This window comes from Corynebacterium freneyi, from assembly GCF_030408835.1.
Lineage (GTDB): Bacteria > Actinomycetota > Actinomycetes > Mycobacteriales > Mycobacteriaceae > Corynebacterium > Corynebacterium freneyi.
Genome location: NZ_CP047357.1, coordinates 1,568,336 through 1,586,072, shown reverse-complemented (window position 1 = coordinate 1,586,072; position 17,737 = coordinate 1,568,336). Strand labels below are relative to the sequence as shown.

General features: G+C 69.7%; 11 protein-coding genes and 1 tRNA gene. 5 read left to right on the top strand and 7 right to left on the bottom strand.

All coding sequences use genetic code 11. The features are described from left to right. Positions 1-106 precede the first annotated feature (106 nt). From metH to CFREN_RS07155, 3 genes are all read right to left on the bottom strand, one after another. Complete coding sequence (gene metH / locus CFREN_RS07165; RefSeq protein ID WP_209652864.1) at positions 107-3,751, bottom strand: methionine synthase; 3,645 nt, start codon at positions 3,749-3,751, stop codon at positions 107-109. Between the two features lie 153 nt (positions 3,752-3,904). Further along, positions 3,905-5,194, bottom strand: a complete 1,290-nt coding sequence (gene mshC / locus CFREN_RS07160) for a cysteine--1-D-myo-inosityl 2-amino-2-deoxy-alpha-D-glucopyranoside ligase (RefSeq protein ID WP_209652866.1) — start codon at positions 5,192-5,194, stop codon at positions 3,905-3,907. A 10-nt stretch (positions 5,195-5,204) separates the two neighbouring features. Next, entirely contained in the window at positions 5,205-6,032 is an 828-nt protein-coding gene (locus CFREN_RS07155; protein ID WP_209654648.1) for an undecaprenyl-diphosphate phosphatase, read from the bottom strand. 210 nt (positions 6,033-6,242) lie between these two features. Between CFREN_RS07155 and CFREN_RS07150 the strand changes: the two genes are divergently transcribed. From CFREN_RS07150 to CFREN_RS07140, 3 genes are all read left to right on the top strand, one after another. After that, positions 6,243-7,178 (top strand): aldo/keto reductase, encoded by a 936-nt coding sequence (locus CFREN_RS07150; protein WP_209652868.1) that lies wholly within the window; start codon positions 6,243-6,245, stop codon positions 7,176-7,178. A gap of 138 nt (positions 7,179-7,316) precedes the next feature. Next, entirely contained in the window at positions 7,317-8,441 is a 1,125-nt protein-coding gene (locus tag CFREN_RS07145) for a PQQ-binding-like beta-propeller repeat protein (protein ID WP_209652870.1), read from the top strand. A 129-nt stretch (positions 8,442-8,570) separates the two neighbouring features. After that, positions 8,571-9,683, top strand: a complete 1,113-nt coding sequence (locus CFREN_RS07140) for a quinone-dependent dihydroorotate dehydrogenase (RefSeq protein WP_224369605.1) — start codon at positions 8,571-8,573, stop codon at positions 9,681-9,683. Positions 9,684-9,698: 15 nt separating this feature from the next. Here CFREN_RS07140 and CFREN_RS07135 read toward each other — a convergent pair whose 3' ends face one another. Continuing rightward, positions 9,699-10,238 (bottom strand): YbhB/YbcL family Raf kinase inhibitor-like protein, encoded by a 540-nt coding sequence (locus CFREN_RS07135; RefSeq protein ID WP_209652872.1) that lies wholly within the window; start codon positions 10,236-10,238, stop codon positions 9,699-9,701. Between the two features lie 270 nt (positions 10,239-10,508). On the opposite strand from CFREN_RS07135, the gene CFREN_RS07130 reads away from it, so the two are divergent. Then, a tRNA-Leu gene (locus CFREN_RS07130) sits at positions 10,509-10,597 on the top strand. 93 nt (positions 10,598-10,690) lie between these two features. Here CFREN_RS07130 and cls read toward each other — a convergent pair. Further along, on the bottom strand, positions 10,691-12,172 hold the full coding sequence (cls, locus tag CFREN_RS07125) for a cardiolipin synthase (RefSeq protein ID WP_224369604.1): 1,482 nt from the start codon (positions 12,170-12,172) through the stop codon (positions 10,691-10,693). A gap of 102 nt (positions 12,173-12,274) precedes the next feature. Between cls and CFREN_RS07120 the strand changes: the two genes are divergently transcribed. After that, positions 12,275-13,957, top strand: coding sequence for an SDR family NAD(P)-dependent oxidoreductase (locus tag CFREN_RS07120; RefSeq protein ID WP_209652874.1), 1,683 nt, complete (start codon positions 12,275-12,277; stop codon positions 13,955-13,957). A gap of 74 nt (positions 13,958-14,031) precedes the next feature. On the opposite strand, the gene CFREN_RS07115 is transcribed toward CFREN_RS07120, so the two are convergent. Beyond that, positions 14,032-16,461, bottom strand: coding sequence for an RCC1 domain-containing protein (locus CFREN_RS07115; protein ID WP_209652876.1), 2,430 nt, complete (start codon positions 16,459-16,461; stop codon positions 14,032-14,034). Positions 16,462-16,465: 4 nt separating this feature from the next. Next, positions 16,466-17,587 (bottom strand): methylmalonyl Co-A mutase-associated GTPase MeaB, encoded by a 1,122-nt coding sequence (gene meaB / locus CFREN_RS07110; protein ID WP_209652878.1) that lies wholly within the window; start codon positions 17,585-17,587, stop codon positions 16,466-16,468. Positions 17,588-17,737: the final 150 nt, after the last annotated feature.

Genomic DNA, 17,737 nt, shown 5'->3' with positions numbered 1-17,737 from the left:
CCTCAGGCTTGCCGACGGCCCGTCGTCAAGTAAGTGGTCGCGTGGACCCCGCATGCCCGGGTCCGCGCAAGCCCGCGGTGACCACCGCCTGGCCCCCGATACCGGCCTACACGTTGAAGTACTTCGCCTCCGGGTGATACAGCACGAACGCGTCGGTGGACTGCTCCGGATGAAGCTGAAGCTCCTCCGACAGCTCCACGCCGATGCGCTCCGGCCGCAGCAACTCCACCAGCCCACGCCGCGACTCCAGATCCGGGCACGAGCCGTAGCCGAAGGAATAGCGGGCGCCCCGGTACTTCAGGTCGAAGAAATCGCGGGTGTCGTCGGAGTCGTCGCGTGCTGCGGTGGTGCCGTCGGAAAACGCCAGCTCCGAACGGATCCGCTGATGCCAGAACTCCGCCAACGCCTCCGTCAACTGCACGCCGATGCCGTGGACCTCGAGGTAATCGCGGTACTCGTTGGCGGCGTAGATTTCGTTGGCGAAATCCGCGATCGGCTGACCCATGGTCACCAGCTGGAACGGCATGACGTCGACCTGCCCCTCCTCGATCGCCCGCGCGCGGGAACGGATGAAGTCCGGGATGGACAGGTACCGGCCGCGCTGCTGGCGCGGGAACTCGAACGTCACCACCGGCTCGGCCGACGGATCCGGCTCCTCGCCATCGGCCGGCAGGGGCAGGATGTGCACCTTCTCCCCCTCCGACACCGCCGGGAAATAGCCGTAGACGACCGCCGCATGCTGCAGGATGTGCTCCGCGCGCAGGCGCTGCAGCCACGCGCGCAGACGCGGACGGCCCTCCGACTCCACGAGCTCCTCGTAAGACGGCCCGTCCCCGCCGCGGGTGCCGCGCAGCCCCCACTGGCCCATGAACAGGGCGCGCTCGTCGAGGGTGGTCAGGTACTCGTCCAGCGCCACGCCCTTGACGATGCGCGTGCCCCAGAACGGAGGCGTGGCCACGGGAACGTCTTCGGCCACGTCCGACCGCTCCGGCACCTCGACCGCCTCTGCGGCGGCCTTCGCGGCCCGCTCGGCGGCGATGCGCTTGGACCGCTCATGCCTCGCCTTGCGCTTGGCCTTCGCCTCCGCCGCGGCGATCGCCTCCGGGGAATCCGGATCCGGGCCGGTGCCCCGCTTTACCGCCATGATCTCGTCCATCAGACGCAGCCCCTCGAACGCGTCGCGAGCGTAATGCACGTCGCCGTGGTAGATCTCGTCGAGGTCGTTTTCCACGTACGTGCGCGTCAGCGCCGCGCCGCCGAGAAGCACCGGGAAACGTTCCGCCACGCCCGAGGCGTTCATCTCCTCGAGGTTGTCCTTCATCACCACCGTCGACTTCACCAGCAGACCGGACATGCCGATCACGTCGGCCTCCGACTCCTGGGCGGCCGACAGGAAGTTCGCGATCGGCTGCTTGATGCCGATGTTGACCACGTTGTAGCCGTTGTTGGACAAGATGATCTCGACCAGGTTCTTGCCGATGTCGTGGACGTCGCCCTTGACCGTGCCGATGACCATCGTGCCCTTCGACCCCGTGGAATCCTCGGCGTCCATGAAGCCCTCGAGGTAGGCCACGGCCGTCTTCATGGTCTCGGCGGACTGCAGCACGAACGGCAGCTGCATCTGACCGGACCCGAACAGGTCGCCGACGGTCTGCATGCCGCGCAGCAGATCCTCGTTGACGATCGCCAACGGGTCCTTTTCCTTCATGCCCTCGTCCAGGTCGGCCTCGATGCCGGTGCGCTCGCCGTCGATGATGCGCTGCGCCAGGCGATCGAACAGCGGCATGGCGGCCAGCTTCTCGGCGCGGGCGTCCTTCGCGTCGGCGGCGGAAACGCCCTCGAACAGCTCCATGAACGTTTGCAGCGGGTCGTACGGCCCGTCCGGGTGGTCGTCGTCGCGGCGACGGTCGTAGACCATGTCCAGCGCGACCTCGCGCTGACGTTCGTCGATGCGGTTCATGGGCAGGATCTTCGAGCTGTGCGCGATCGCCGAGTCCAGGCCGGCCTCGATGCACTCGTTGAGGAACACCGAGTTGAGCACCTGGCGGGCGGCGGGGTTCAGGCCGAAGGAGATGTTCGACAGGCCCAGCGTCGTGTGCACCTCGGGGTGCCGCTTCTTCAGCTCGCGGATGGCCTCGATGGTTTCGATGCCGTCGCGGCGGGTCTCCACCTGGCCGGTGGAGATCGGGAAGGTCAGGCAGTCGACGATGATGTCCTGCTCGCGCAGGCCCCACGTGCCGGTGATGTCGGCGATGAGCCGCTCGGCGATCTCGACCTTCTTGTCCTTGGTGCGGGCCTGGCCCTCCTCGTCGATGGCCAGGGCGACGACGGCGGCGCCGTGCTCGACGGCGAGCTCCATGATGCGGTGGTAGCGGGAACCGGGCGCGTCGCCGTCTTCGAAGTTGACGGAGTTCAGGGCGCTGCGGCCGCCGAGGTTCTCCAGGCCGACGCGCAGCACGTCGGGCTCGGTGGAGTCGAGCATGACGGGCAGCGTCACGGAGGTGGCGACCTGCGAGGCGAGGGTGGCCATGTCCTCGCGACCGTCGCGGCCGACGTAGTCGACGCACAGGTCGATCATGTGCGCGCCGTCGGTGACCTGGCCGCGGGCGATGTTCAGGCACGTCTCCCAGTCGGCGTCGAGCATCGCCTCGCGGAAGGCCTTGGAGCCGTTGGCGTTGGTGCGTTCGCCGACCATGGTGATGCCGGTGTCCTGCGTCAGCGGCATGGTCGAGTACAGGGAGGAGACGTCGTCGGTGCGGTTGGGGTCGCGCTCTGCTCGGATGGCGGCGCCGCGGTCGGCCCATTCGCCGGCGCCGACGATGGCGTCGCGGACGGCGGAGACGTGCTCGGGGGTGGTGCCGCAGCAGCCGCCGACCATGGACAGGCCGTAGTCCTCGACGAAGCCGCGCAGCGCGGTGGCCAGTTCGGGGGCGGTCAGCGGGTAGGTGGCGCCGTTCTTGCCCAGCACCGGCAGGCCCGCGTTGGGCATGACGGACACGGGAATCGACGAGTTCTTGGACAGGTAGCGCAGGTGCTCGCTCATCTCGTCGGGGCCGGTGGCGCAGTTGAGGCCGATCATGTCGATGCCCAGCGGCTCCAGGGCGGTCAGCGCCGCGCCGATTTCGGAACCCATGAGCATGGTTCCGGTGGTTTCCACGGTGACGTGGACGATGATCGGGATGCGCTTGCCCAGCTGCCGCATGGCCTCCTTGACGCCGTTGACGGCGGCGCGGGTCTGCAGCAGGTCCTGGCAGGTTTCGATGAGGAAGCAGTCGGCGCCGCCGTCGAGCATGCCCAGGCCGCATTCGACGTAGGCGTCGCGCAGGGTGGCGTAGGGGGCGTGGCCGAGGCTCGGCAGCTTGGTGCCGGGGCCGATGGAGCCGGCGACGAAGCGGGGCATGCCGTCGCGGCCGGGGCCCATCTCGTCGGCGACGCGGCGGGCGATGGCGGTGCCCTTCTCCGCCAGTTCGCGAATGCGGTCCTCGATGTCGTAGTCCGCCAGGTTCGGCAGGTTGCAGCCGAAGGTGTTGGTTTCGACGAGGTCGGCGCCGGCTTCGAAGTAGCGGCGGTGAATCGTCTCGAGGATGTCGGGGCGGGTGTCGTTGAGGATCTCGTTGCACCCCTCGAGGCCGAGGAAGTCGTCGTCGACGTCGAGATCGAACGACTGCAGCTGCGTGCCCATGGCGCCGTCGCCGATGAGGACGCGCTCGCGCAGTGCGGTGAGGAAGGGGGAATCCACGTGATCGACCATGAGTAGACACCTTAGTCTGTTGCGTGCGTCAACCAGGCCTCGGGGCACGGTCATGCTCGACGACGGCCCACCTCAGCGCCAAAACATTGCGGTGGCAAAAAGAAACGTGAACTAGAACCCACGGTTCACCGGGCCATCGTTCGTTCGGCGCGGCTACAGCTTGACGCCGAGCAGGGCGTCGAGGGCGGCGGCCGCATCGGCGCCGGCGCCGGAGAACTCGGCGGACTCGGTGTCGGTCTGCTCGGCGTGTGCGGGGGAATCGCCGAGCACGCCCTCGGCCCACTCGTCGACCGCGGCCAGGGCGCGCGGGGTGTCGAGGTCGTCGGACAGCGCCTCGCGGATCGCGGCGATGAGCTGCGCGGTGGCCCGTTCGGTCTCGGCGCCGGAATCGCCCGACGCGGCGACCGCGGCCCGACGCCAGCGCGACAGCCGGTCGTTGGCCTCGGCGAGCACGTCCTCCGACCAATCGCGGTCCGAGCGGTAATGCCCGGAGAAAACGCCGAGGCGAATGGCCGACGGATCGGTGCCGCCGGCGACGAGCTTGGAGACGAAGACCAGGTTGCCCAGCGACTTCGACATCTTCACCCCGTCCAACGCGATCATGCCGGTGTGGACGTAATGGCCGGCCATGCGGGCGCAGCCGGTCGCGGCCTCCGCGTGGGCGGCCGAAAACTCGTGGTGCGGAAACGCCAGATCGCTCCCGCCGCCCTGAATGTCGAACCCGGTGCCGAGACGGTTGACGGCGATGGCCGAGCACTCGATGTGCCAGCCCGGCCGCCCCCGACCGAACGGGGCATCCCACGCCGGCTCCCCCTCCCGCTCGGCGCGCCACAGCAGCGCATCCAACGGGTCGCGCTTGCCCGCGCGGTCCGGATCCCCGCCGCGCTCGGCGAACAGCTCCGCCATCGTCGCCTCGTCGTAATTCGACTCGTACCCGAAGGTCGCCGTGGCGTTGCGGTCGAAGTAAATGTCGGGGTACTCGTCGTCAAGCTGATACGCGGCGCCCGACTCCAGGAGCGCCCCGACCATGTCGACGACCTCATCGACGCTTTCCATTGCGCCGACGTAATCGCGCGGCGGAATGACCGACAGGTTCTCCATGTCGGAGCGGAACAGATCGATCTGCGACGTGCCCAGCTCACGCCAATCCACGCCGTCGCGCTCGGCGCGTTCGAACAGCGGGTCGTCGACGTCGGTGATGTTCTGGACGTAATGCACCTCGTGCCCGTTGTCCAGGAGCACCCGGTGGATGAGGTCGAACGTCAGGTACGTGGCCGCATGCCCCAGGTGCGTGGCGTCGTACGGCGTGATGCCGCAGACGTACATGGTCGCCGTCCGGCCGGGCCGCACCGGCGACACCACCTGATCGGCGGTGTCGTGCAGACGGAGCGGGACGGAATCGCCGGCGACGGAGGGAACGGTCGGGATGGGCCACGAATGCATGCGGCAAACCTTACATCGGCTGCATCAGGCCGACACCCAGCAGGACCATCACCAGGATGCCCACCGGGATGCGGTACGCGGCGAACCAGGCGAAGGAATGGTTGGCCACGAACTTCAGCAGCCACGCGATGGCCGCGTAACCGACGACGAACGCGATGGCCGTGCCCACCAGCAGCTGGGCGCCCGAGGCGGCCTGGCCGGCGGCGGGATCGAACGCGTCGGGCAGGGAGAACAGGCCCGACGCCAGGACGGCCGGGATGGCCAGCAGGAAGCTGAAGCGGGTGGCCACCTCACGGTCGAGGTTGAGGAACAGACCCGCCGAAATCGTGCCGCCGGAGCGGGACACGCCGGGGATGAGGGCCAGGCACTGCGCGAAACCCATGATGATGGCGTCGCGCATGGTCAGCTGGTCGAAGCTGCGGTCGCGGCGGGACAGCTTCTCCGCGGCGATGAACACGAAGGAGAACAGCACCAGCACGGCGGCGGTGATCCACAGGTTGCGCAGCCCCTCGCGGATGACGTCCTTGCCCAGGTATCCGATGACCGCGATCGGCAGGGTGCCGACGATGACCATCCAGCCCATGCGGTAGTCGAAGTCGCGGGCCTCGGCGTTGAACAGCCCGCGGAACCAGGCGGTGAGGATCCGCCAGATGTCCTTGGCGAAGAACACCAGCACCGCGGCTTCGGTGCCCAGCTGGATGACGGCGGTGAACGATGCGCCGGCGTCGGCGCCCCAGAACAGTTCCGAGACGATGCGCAGGTGGCCGGAGGAGCTGACCGGCAGGAACTCGGTGAGCCCCTGGACGATCGACAGGACGATGGTCTGCGCCCACGTCATGTCGGTGGCGCCGGCGGCGTCTGCGGCGGAGAGGATCGAAGGGGGATAAGTCACGGCGGACAGGCTACCCCTCCGCCACGGGTTTGCGGGTATGGCGGCGGGCTCGCGGGGCACGGCGTCGCGGCGGTGCCCGCTTGTCGCGTGACGACGCCCATGTGACGCCCGGCTCGGCGTGCGGGGGCGGGAGCGCCCGGCACGTACAGTGGTGGCGTGCGACGACGACTTTTGGGAGCGAGCGGGCTGCGGGTGTCCACCCTGGGCCTGGGCACCGCGACATGGGGCATGGGGACCGACCGCGATGAGGCGGCGAAGATCCTCGTCGATTTCGTCGATGCCGGCGGCACGCTCGTCGATGCCACGCCGGTGACGGGGTCGGGGTCGCCGGAGGACATGCTGGGGTCGGTGCTGCGCCGCAAGGGGCTGCGCGGGGAGGTCGTGCTGTCGGCGGCGTCCGGCGTGGATCCGTCTCAGCCGGTGGGCCGCCGCGTGGATTGTTCGCGCCGGGCGCTGGAGGCGGACCTCGACGCGCTGCTGGCGCGGATGGGCGTCGACCACGTGGATATTTGGGCCGCCGGCTACTGGGATGCGTCGACTCCCCCGGAGGAGGTCGCCGACGCGATGGAGTTCGCCGTGCGGTCGGGTCGCGTCCGGTACGCGGGCGTGCGGGGCTACACGGGCTGGCAGTTGGCCGTGACGCATGCGGCGGCGGGGCGCATCCGGCCGGTCGTCGCCCAGCATGAGTTCAGCCTGCTGCAGCGCGGCCCGGAGCACGAGCTGCTGCCGGCCGCGGAGCATCTGGGCGTCGGGTTCATCGCCGGGGCACCGCTGGCGCAGGGCGTGCTGACGGGCAAGTACCGCGATTCGATCCCCGAGGATTCCCGCGGTGCATCGGAGCACGCCGACGCGGAGGTGCAGGACTACCTCGATGCCCATGGCGTCACCGTCGTCGGCGCGTTGTGCAGGGCCGCCGAAGGGTTGGGCGTGTCTCCCCCGGCAGCCGCCCTGGCGTGGACGCGCGATCGCCCGGGCGTGACGTCGGTGCTGATGGGCGCCCGCACCCGCAGTCAGCTGCGCGAGCTGCTCGCCGCCGACGACCTGGTGCTGCCTGGCGCCATCTGCGACGCGCTCGACGACGTGTCGCTGTAGGACCGCCGGGTTGGCGTAGACCCGCGGGGCCCCGGTCGCCGTCACCCGTCCCCCAGCCCCGATTCCGGCGTGGCGGGGCACGAAACGCCCCCGGGTCGGGGGCCGGTGCGGAAACCCCGGGTGGTACCGTCGGCAAGCGTGAGCAGCAACTCCCGCATCCGACTGTCCGCCGCCATCGCAGGCCTCGCCGCCCTCGCCATCCCGCTGGCGGCGTGTGGTTCCGACGCCGAGGGCGAGGTGGCCGCGGGCATGGGCAACGCGACGCCGCTGCCCGCCGCCGGAACCCCCGCCGATGACCCGGCCGGTACGGTCGTCGACCTGGACAAGAACATCACCGGCGCGCTCGTCGTCGGCGACCGGATTCTGCTTCGTTCCGGCTCCGAGGTGCTGTCCGGCACTCCGACCGACCCGGAGATGACCTCCAACGACGTCGACGAGGCCTGCGGCGATCTCGCCCCGGCCGGCAACGTCGCGGTGCTGCCCTGCCCCGACGGCATTCACGTGCTGGCGAAGGACGGTTCCGGCACGGCGGTCATCGGCCGCGGCACGTCGTACTCGGCGGCGGTCGGGCTTTCCGACGGACGCATCGTCGGGCACAGGAGCGATTCGGACCGCATCGACGTGTTCGGCGCCGATGGCGAGCACGCCGATGATTTCACGGTGTCGCGCCACGGGTCGCAGCTGCTGTCCGTGCCGTCGACGCGGGAGTCGGCGGTGCTGCTGGAGGTCAACCGACCGGAGACGTCGATTCACGAAATCATCCTCGACGAGTCCCGCTCGGGTTCGGGTCTGCGCGCCGGCATCGGCGTCGGCCCGGCCGACGTGGGCGAAGACGGCACCGTCGCCGCCGTGGACACCAAGGGCGGCCAGCTGTTGATCTACACCGCCGACGACGTCGTGCGCCTGCACAACTCCACCCCGGTGCCCGAGGGCCCGTGGGCCGTGGCCGTCGACTCCGCCCGCGGACTGGTCTGGGTGACCTCCACCGTCGACGGCGTGCTCACCGCCTACGACGTCTCCACCGGCACGGCGCTCAAGGCCGCGCAGGTGCCGCTCATCGCCGACGCGCAGGCCCTGGTGGTCACCGCCGACGGCGGCCTGGTCGCCTACTCCGCCTCCGGCGCCGGCGCCCAGCGTCTGAGCACCGACGACGTCGAAAAGGCGCTCGAGGACGGCAAGGCCGAGCTGGACGCCGAGCGCGGTCTCATGCAGCCCCGCGAACCGAAGGACCGTCTGCCCTCCGGCGCCGGCGAAGGCGAGTAATCCGCCCGGCGGATAATCTGCCCCCATGGGCGGTGATCCGCCCCGGCGTGCGACCACCGCCTGCGGTCGCACCCGCCGCCCCAGCAACGACGCCGACCGTCGCCAAGCAAAAACAGCCGAGGAGCACCCGTGTCCCACCCCATCCGCACCGCCGTGTACCAGGCTTCCCTGAAGGCGATGTTCCAGCTGCCGCCCGAACGCATCCACGTGATGATGAACGACTGGCTCGCCCGCCTGCAGCGCACCCCCAAGGCGCGACGGGCGATCGCGCGACTGCTCGTCGTCGACGACCCGGTGCTGCGCCAGACCGTCTTCGGCGTCGACTTCCCCCGCCCCCTCGGCCTGGCCGCCGGCTTCGACAAGGCCGCCACCGCCGCCGATTGCTGGGCCGACATCGGCTTCGGCTACGCCGAACTGGGCACCGTCACCGCGCAGGCGCAGCCCGGCAACCCGACGCCGCGCCTGTTCCGGTTGAAGGAGGATCGGGCGATCCTCAACCGCATGGGCTTCAACAACCCCGGCGCCGACCAGGTCGCCGCGAACCTGCGCGACCGCCGCGGCGACGGCGTCATCGGCGTGAACCTGGGCAAGACCAAGGTGGTGCCCCTCGACGGCGCCGTCGACGATTACCGCCGATCCGCCCGCACCCTCGGGGATCTGGCCGACTACGTCGTCGTCAACGTCTCCTCCCCCAACACCCCGGGCCTGCGCGACCTGCAGGCGGTGGAGACGCTGCGGCCGATCCTCGCCGCAGTCCAGGAGGAGACGATGTCCCCGGTCCTGGTGAAGATCGCCCCGGACCTGTCCGACGACGACGTCATCGCCGTCGCCGACCTCGCCGTGGAGTTGGGGCTGGCCGGCATCGTCGCCACGAACACGACCATTTCGCGCGAGGGCCTGAAGACCCCCGCGTCGATCGTGAAGAAGATGGGCGCCGGCGGCATCTCCGGCGCGCCCGTCGCCGCCCGCGCCCTCGAGGTGCTGCGGCTGCTGCACGCGCACGTCGGCGACGAACTGACGCTGATCAGCGTCGGCGGCATCGAAACCCCGCAGCAGGCGTGGGAGCGGATCACCGCCGGCGCGACGCTGCTGCAGGGGTACACGCCGCTGATTTACGGCGGGCCGGATTGGATCCGCGACATCCACAAGGGCATCGCCATGCAGATCCGTCTCCACGGCCTCGACTCGATCGCCGACGCCGTGGGTTCGGGCCTGCCGTGGCGGGAGGCCTCCGGCGCGTAAGGGGCCCTTTGGGCGCTACTCCCCCGTGTTCTCCCACCAGGGCGTGATGATCGCCCGCCCGATGGAGTGGAAGTACAGGTTGAAGCCGAGCACGGTCGGCGTGGCGTCCTCGGGCACGTCGAGCTTCTCCACGTCGACGGCGTGCACGGCGTACATGTAGCGGTGCGGGGCGTGGTTCGCCGGCGGCGCGGCACCGAAGTGGGCGCGCTGGCCGGAGTCGTTGCGCAGCTGGATGGTGCCCTCCGGCAGGTCGGAGGCGTCCTCGGTGCTGGCGCCCTGCTTCAGGCCGTCGACGTCGGCGGGGATGTTGAACGCGGCCCAGTGCCAGAAGCCGGCGGCCGTCGGGGCGTCGGGGTCGTAGCAGGTCACGGCGATGGATTTGGTGCCTTCGGGCAGGCCGGACCAGTTCAGTTCGGGCGAGGCGGACTGCGGTGCGCGGAACTTCTCGTCGAGGGGCTGGCCGTCGGTGATGTCCGGCGACGTCAGGTCGAACGTCGGCAGGTCCTTCAGCGGGGCGTACGGGTCGGGTCCGGGGAAATTCGTCGGAGTGCTCATGGCATCCAGTGTGCCGAAAGTCACTGGGCCTCGCCACGACTTCGGATTCCATGGCTTTACGACGCCCACCTCCTTCCCCTCCGGCCGCGGGGACGTGGCGCGGTGCCGGTGACGGTGGCCGGACCGACGACCGGATGGCGCCCCGACTGCAGGCTTCGGCATCGTTTCTTACACGCCTGCAATTCGCGTCCTACCTGCGGATTTGGCGGCCCCCGGGGCGTGGGGTAAATTAGCGGGGGTCAGCGCGGGAGACCGCGTGAACACCACCTAGTCCGGGTGGCGGAATGGCAGACGCGCTAGCTTGAGGTGCTAGTGCCCTATTAACGGGCGTGGGGGTTCAAGTCCCCCTCCGGACACCACGTGAAGCGGGCCCCGACCGAAAAGGTCGGGGCCCGCTTCGTCTTTCGGGGATCGGCGGTGTTGCACCGGGCCGGAGCGCGGCGGCGCCGGCCCTACACCAGCGCCGACGCCAGGCGGAACACGCTGTCGAGGTACCGCTGGCCCCAGGGGCGCTTCTCCCACTGCTCGGACGTCAAAACGGACGACAGCTCGCGGTAGTCGTCGGCGATGGCCACCAGCCGCGGCACGATGGAGCCGCCGGTGGCGATCATGGAGATCTCGTAGTTCAGGCCGAAGGACCGCATGTCCATGTTCGACGACCCGAACACGGCGATTTCGTCGTCGACGACCATGAACTTCGAATGCAGGATCTTCGGCGCCGGATAGCGGTAGATGATCACGCCGGCGTCGAGAAGCGCCTGGTAATACGACTGCTGCGCATGGCCGACCATGAACTGGTCCGACTGCTCGTTGACGTAGAGCTCCACCCGCACCCCGGCGTACGCCGCCGACGTGATGGCCACCAGCATCGACTCGTCGGGCACGAAGTAGGGGCTGACCACGATGAGCCGCCTCGACGCCGAATAGATCATGTCGTTGAACACCCGGAGGTTGGGCATCGTCGTATAGCCCGGCCCGGAGGGCAGCACCTGCACCACGTTGCCGCGTTCCGACGAACTGTACGGGGCGCGTTCGACGACGGGCTGCTCCTCCGGCGGGGCGAACTCCTCGCTGGTCCAGTCGATGGCGAAGATGGCGTCGAGGTGCAGCGCGACCTGGCCGGACACCTCGATCATCGTGTCCACCCACTGTCGGCCCGTCTGATGGTTCTTCTTGCGCTGGTACTCCGGCTCGATGAGGTTCATCGAACCCATGAACCCGACCTGGCCGTCGATGGTGACGATCTTGCGGTGATTGCGCAGGTCCAGTCGGCGGAACGTCAGCTTGACGACGCTGACCGGAAGCATCGGGTGCCACGGGATGCCGGAGCGGTCGAGTCGTTTCTTCAGCTTCCGGTAGCCCGGGTACTTGTACGAGCCGATGGGGTCGACGAGCACCTTGACCTCCACTCCCCGATCGTGCGCGCGTTCCAGGGAGGCGACGAAGCGCTCGGTGGTCGAGTCGAGGGCGAAGATGTACATCTGCACGTGGACGGTGCGTTCGGCCTGGTCGATGAGCTCGATCATCCGGTCGATGGTGGCGTCGTAGTCGGTGTAGATGCCGTTTTCGACGGCGGTGACCGACGGGATGCCGGTGAGATTGCGCGAAAGCCGGATCGTCGTCGCCGATTGCGCGTCGAGATCGACGTCGCGGGGCACGTCCGGCTGGCCCTTCGTGCGTTCGAGTATCAGTTCGTTGGCCATCGCCTGGATGCGGTTCCGCCGCCCGGTGATGGTCTGCGACCCGAGCAGCAGGAACAGCGGCAGGCCGATGACGGGCAGCAGCATGATCACCAGCAGCCACGCCGTCGACGACGACGGGTTGCGGTTTTCCGGGATGACGCCGATGGCGATGAACTTGATCACGTAGTCGACGATCAGGATGGACGCCTGCCACCACGACACGTCGGTGAAGAAGTTCATCATCCAATCCATGAACGAAAGTGTACGTGCAGCCCCGGATCGTACTTTTCGGCAACCCGCCCGGCGACGGCTACGATTGCCTCTTCGGCAACCATCACCGCAGGGAGGCGTGGAATGGATCAGCGTGCGGACGGCCGGGACGTCCCCGGGGCGGCGGACGCCCGGGATGCGGCGGGTGCGGCGGGTGCGGCGGGTGCGGCGGGCGCGGGCATTTCCCGCGAGGACCTGGCGACGTGCCTGCGCGTTCTCGAGGCCGGCGGTCGGCTGGATCCGGAGCACCCCGACGCGGTGACGCTGCAGCGCGCCGTGGGCCGCCTGTTCAAGGAGGTCAAGCGCAATCGTCGCCGCGCCGCCCGCGACAGGCGGTTGGCCGCCGATCGCGCGGTCATCGAGGCCACGGCCACCGGCAGCCCCGACCGCATCGACGACGAGACGCTGGGACTGGACCTCAAACCGGCCCGTGAGCTGCCCGCGGGATCCCTGCCGGAGTCCGTCGACGGCCGTCCGGTCGATCCCGATCGCTTCGCCGGCCGGTTGATCCGCTCCCAGAACTGTTACATCTGCAAGAAGCCGTTCACCCTCGTCGATCGTTTCCACCATCAGTTGTGCCCGGAGTGCGCGGATGAAAACCGCAAGTGGCGGGATGCCCGGTGCGATCTCACGGGCCGCCGGGCGTTGCTCACGGGTGGGCGGGCCAAGATCGGCATGCACATCGCTTTGCGTTTGCTTCGCGACGGCGCCCACCTCACCATCACCACCCGTTTCCCCAAGGACGCCGTGCGGCGCTTCGCGGCCCAGGAGGATTCGGCCGAGTGGCTGCACCGGCTGCGGGTCATCGGCATCGACCTGCGCGATCCCGCCCAGGTGGTGCGCTTGGCCGACGAGGTCGCCGCGGCCGGTCCGTTGGACATCCTCATCAACAACGCGGCGCAGACGGTCCGGCGCTCGGCGGGCGCGTACTCGGGTCTCGTCGACGGCGAGTCCGCACCGCTGGATCCCACCGTGGGCGAGGCCGTCGATTGGGTGAGCCTGGGCACGACCACGGCCATCCACCCCGGTCAGCTAACGGGAGCCGCGGGCGAGGCGATTTCCGGCCGTGCCGACGGGGCGGTCGAAGGCCCCCCGGTCGAGGGCACTGCGGCCGAGAGCGGTGGGGCGGTTTCCCCCGCCGACGCGGGCCACGCCATCCACACCGATTCCGCGGCCGCCGATGCTCTCGTGTCGGCCGCATTGACCGGCGGTTCGGCGTCTCTGGAGCGAGTCGTCGAGGGCACCGCCGTCGACGCGGGCGGCCTCATCCCCGACCTCGTCGCCCACAACTCCTGGGTCGCCACCGTCGGCCAGGTCGATCCCGTCGAACTGCTCGAAGTGCAGCTGTGCAACTCGGTGGCGCCGTTCATCCTGGTCAACAGGCTGCGTCCCGCCATGGAAGCCTCGACGTTCGCCCGCAAGTACGTGGTCAACGTCTCCGCGATGGAAGGCGTGTTCGGCCGCGGTTACAAGGGCCCCGGTCATCCGCACACGAACATGGCGAAGGCCGCGCTCAACATGCTCACCAGGACGTCGGCGGGCGAGTTGCGCGAGCACGGCATCCTAATGACCGCCGTGGACACCGGGTGGATCACCGACGAGCGCCCGCACGTGACCAAGGAACGGCTGGCCAAGGAAGGTTTCCACGCGCCGCTCGACCTCATCGACGGGGCGGCGCGGGTCTACCACCCGATCGTCGCCGGCGAGACCGGCGGGCCGGAGTACTCGGGCGTTTTCCTCAAGGATTACGAACCGTCGAACTGGTGACTCCGGCGGGCCCGTGACGCCACCGGCGGTACCTTCGCCGATACGGTGACGGTTCCAGCCTGTGACGCCGGGAGTCAGTCCCCCGGTTGTCCGGCCAGCAGCGTCGGGACGTGGGTGCTGGTGCCGCGTCGCGTCGTGCCGTCGACGCCGTGGTGGCCGTAGCCCCAGGTGTAGATCTTCCCGTCGTCGGTCAGGCACACCGTGTACGCGTCGCCGCCGCCCGCGTCGGCCGCCGTCGCCCTGCCCGGCAGCTGCACCGGCAGCGGCCGGGAGGAGAATCCCTGCCCGTCGACCGCCGACCCGGCCGCGACCTGGTCGCCCCCGCCGAACAGGAACTTCGCCCCGCGCGGCAGGTTCGACCGCAGATCTGCGGCGGCTCCCCGCGGGTCGCCCGGACGACCGAGCTGACCATGGGTGTTGCCGCCCCACACGAACAGGGTGCCGTCCATGAGGATCGCCCCGGCATGCGTGTGGGTGACGAAAATTCGCACGGCGGGAGCCGGCAGCTGCACCCGGCCGGCGCCATTGCGCGTCGGCGGGCCGCCGAGCCCCAGCTGGCCGCGGTCGTTGCGGCCCCACGACCACACCGTGCCTTCGGAATCGAGCGCCAGCGTGACGTCCTTGCCCGCGGCGATGTTGGTGAACGGCACGGCGGTGGGCAGGCGCATGGGGTACGGCGATCCCTTGCCGGACTTGCCGGTGAGCTGGCCGCGGTTGTCGCGCCCCCAGCCCCACAGTCGTCCGGATTCGTCGAGCGCCAGCGAGTGGTTTCGGCCGGCGGCGACGGAGACGATGTCGCACACGTTGTCCGACACGGGAGTCGGCAGCTGTGGCGTGATGTCCATCGGTGCGGCATTGCCCAGCCTGCCCCCGAGGGCGGCGCCCCAGGACAGGACGTGGCCGTCGGCGGTGATCGCCAGGGTGTGGGAGGTGCCGCAGCTGACGTCGATGAGCGGCTCGCCGACCTCGGGGTGCACGGTCGCGTTCTTCGGCGTCGGGGTGTCCGTGACGCCGATCTGCTCGAAGTCGTTGGTGCCCCAGGCCACGGTGCCGCCATGGGCGTCGATGAGCACGGAGAAGGAATCGCCCGATGACGCCGCCCGGACCGGCCCGCGCACCCCGGGCACCCGGTGGGGCGCCAGCGGTTTGGTCACCAGCGACATCAACGGCAGGTCGCCCCACTGCCACACGGCGTCGTCGGTGCTTTCGGCGACGATGTGGGTGCCGCCCGGCCAGATCCTGCGGAACTCCGCGGGCAGCGTCGTCGGCGGCGGCGTGTGGGGAGTCACCGGTTTGGTCCGCGCCAGGAACGGGGAAATCTGCTCCGTCAGCTTCTCCGGCAGTTTCGGCATGCGCGGCATGGACGACGTCGACGGCTGGTCCGGGGTCCGCGGCCCTTGCTTGTCGACGGCCCCCGTGGGGGTGTCGTCCATCGTGGCGATGGCGGCGATGACGTGGTCACCGGCCAGCAACGCCCCGTCGGCTGCGGCCGTGAGCGGTTCGTGGGCCACGGTAAGCCGTGCGACGGGGGCGAGTGCCGCGCGCAAAGTCGGCAGCGAGGCCCCTCCGCCGATGACGAAGCACCCCACCGAACCATCGGCGGGAAGACCGGCGTCGGCAAGCGTCGTGGCGACCAGTCCCCGGGCCCGGTGGGACCAGTCGGCGAGGATGCGATCGAGATGGCCGCGGGTGATGCGGACGTTTCCGTGTCCGAGCTGCGTGGCGACGCCGATGTCGGTTTCCGGCACCCGCGCCAGGTCCTCCTTGGCGCGACGCACCTCGCCGCGCAGGGACGCCAGGAGCGTGCGGTTGGTCTCCGCGCGCAGGGCGGCGGCCAACGGCGGGTTGTCCCGTTCCAGGAAGTGGCCCAACCAGGCCATGATCCGCTTGTCGACGTCGTCTCCGCCGAGCGACCGGTCCGACCGGTCCACGACGATGGATGGCGCGCCCGTGACCGTTCCCCGCAACACGGTGACTTCCATGGAGCTGCCGCCGGCGTCGATGACCACGCCGGTGGAGCCCGGCTGCAGGCCCTGTCCGCCCGTCGCATGCAGCACCGCGGCGACCGGCTCGGGGATCAGCGACGGCTCCGGCAGCCCCAACGACTGCGCCGCCGCAGCCATCGGTTCGCGCAGCCGGGGGGCCGTCCCCACCGGCACGATGCACGCGATCTGCTCCGGAGGATCGGCGTCGATGTCCTGCGCATGGCCGAGCACCATCGACAGCACCGGCATGAGCAACTCCGCCGGATCCCGGTCGACGTCGGCGTACCGCAACTGCCCGGACAACACGGCGGTCAGCGCGGAGCCCGCGAACGCCGATGGGTCCCCCGCCCCTGCGGCGATCGCGGCGTCGCCGGCGCAGGCACCAGAGTCGTCGAAGCACACGGCCGCGGGCACGGACGCCGAGCCGTCGAAAAGCACCGTGGACCTGCGCCCGTCCGCGCCGCCGAGACGTGCCGTGATCGTCGTGGCGCCGATGTCCAGCGCAAGCCTGTGTGCCATGTAGCTACTTTCCGGCTTCGACGTCGCGCGAAGTCGCCCCGCGGGAACCGTCGAAAGCCTCGATGATGCGTTCCGCGCCGAGTGTCGGCGTGATGTGGCCGTCGCGCAACTGCGATTCGACCAGGGTCTGCGCCTCGCGCACGGCCTCGTCGTCGGCCAGGCGCTGCAGCAGCGTCTCGTGGACCATCGACCACATCCAATTGACCTGCTGGTCCGAGCGTTTCCGCGAAAACAGCCCCGCCTCCAGCATCGCGTCGCGGTGGTCCTCGATGGCCGACCAGAACTTCTCGATGCCGTCGTTTTCCAACGCCGACATGGTCAACACCGGCGGCGTCCAGACCGCGTCCTTGGCGCGCACCATCTTCATGGCCGTCGCCAGATCGCGCGCCGCGCGCTTGGCCGGACGCAGATTCGCCCCATCGGCCTTGTTGATGGCGATGACGTCCGCCATCTCCAACACGCCCTTCTTGATGCCCTGCAGCTGATCGCCGGCACCGGCCAACGCCAGAAACGCGAAGCAGTCGACCATCTGCGCCACGGCGACCTCGGACTGGCCGACGCCGACGGTTTCGACGATGACGACGTCGAAGCCCGCGGCCTCCAACACCACCATCGATTCCCGCGTCGCCTTGGCAACGCCACCGAGGGTGCCCGCCGACGGCGACGGGCGGATGAAGGCCTCGTCCGTGGCCGACAGCTTGGCCATCCGCGTCTTGTCGCCCAGGATGGAGCCGCCCGTCCTCGTCGACGACGGGTCGATGGCCAGCACCGCGACCTTGTGGCCCTCGTCGATGAGATGCATGCCCAACGTCTCGATGGTCGTGGACTTGCCCACGCCCGGCACACCCGTCAGACCGACGCGCATCGCGTTGCCCGAAAACGGCAGCAACTTGACCAGCAGATCCTGCGCCAACACCCGGTGGGCCGGCGCCGTCGACTCCAGCAGAGTGATCGCGCGGGCCAGCTTCGTCCGATTGCCGGCCCGCACGCCCTCGAACAAATCGTCGACGTCGATGCGGCGCCGCGCCTTGCGCACCACCTCCGGCGCCACGGCGGTACGGCCCTCGACCACCGTGCCGGCGGTGGTGTGGAGAGTGCCGAGGTTGTCTTCGAGAAAGCCCGTCATGATCCCTTCTTAAACCGAAAACCGTGCGAAGCGCCGCGCCACCGGAGATGGGCGCGGGTCATCCACCCGCGACATCGGCCACCGAAGGTACCCCGCCGGTTGCGGGCGGGATCCCCCGGTGGCCCGGCTGCCGGGCGCCGGTTGCCGGGC